At 41.2% G+C, this 821-nt stretch carries 1 protein-coding gene; it reads left to right on the top strand.

Annotated elements, in window-relative coordinates:
* Positions 1 to 89: 89 nt before the first annotated feature.
* On the top strand, positions 90 to 821 hold a 732-nt coding region (locus IGI38_RS24880; RefSeq protein WP_438734413.1), incomplete at its 3' end, for an IS30 family transposase.

Raw genomic sequence — 821 nt, forward strand, 5'->3', positions numbered from 1 at the left:
CTGAATTGTAATATTAATCGCAACAAAGAACCCATCAAAAATTTCTAGTAAAATGAGTTTAGGATAACAAACTACTAGGAGTGATTTTGATGGGTTCACACAAAAAGCTTACACGAGATAATCGAAAATGTATAGAGACGATGATTTATGATGCCAAGAGTATTCAAGAAATAGCGGACAGAATTGGTGTTAGCCGAACAACGATTGATCGTGAGTTGAAACGAGTACCCGAAGATTTGATCTATAATGCCGACAATGCGCAATTAGATGCGGAAATGAAGCGCAGTGCCTGTGGTGCGAAGTCCAAATGGACTTCTGAATTCGCTTATCAGATTGAATGTGATCTTGAAGACAGCTGGTCCCCTGAACAAATTGCGAATGATCGTCAAATAGTTTCATTCAAAACCATTTACAATTGGCTCTATGCCGGTATTCTTAATGTGTCTAAACAGTGTCTGAGACATAAAGGCAGAAGACAAGAAAAACAAGAAGAGGCACGAGGCAAAATGACTGTAGGGCATACCATTGATGAACGCCCAGCTTCTGTGTCAACTCGAGAAGAATTTGGACATTGGGAGTTGGACACAGTTGTTTCTAGCAGAGGGGAAAGCAAAGCCTGCGAAGCAACGTTTATTGAACGGAAAACACGCTTTTATTGGGCGATCTCAATGAGGGATCGTACCGCGAAGTCAATGGCACAAGCGATTAAAGCTTTTGTGCAAGACCTAGGGAGTCACAAGGCATTTTTAAGCTTTACGGTCGACCGTGGGAAAGAGTTTTCTTGCTGGAAAGAAATTGAGAAAGATTTAGACGTACCTATG

Origin of the sequence: Enterococcus sp. AZ128, from assembly GCF_051714485.1 — a bacterium.
Classification (GTDB): domain Bacteria; phylum Bacillota; class Bacilli; order Lactobacillales; family Enterococcaceae; genus Enterococcus_A.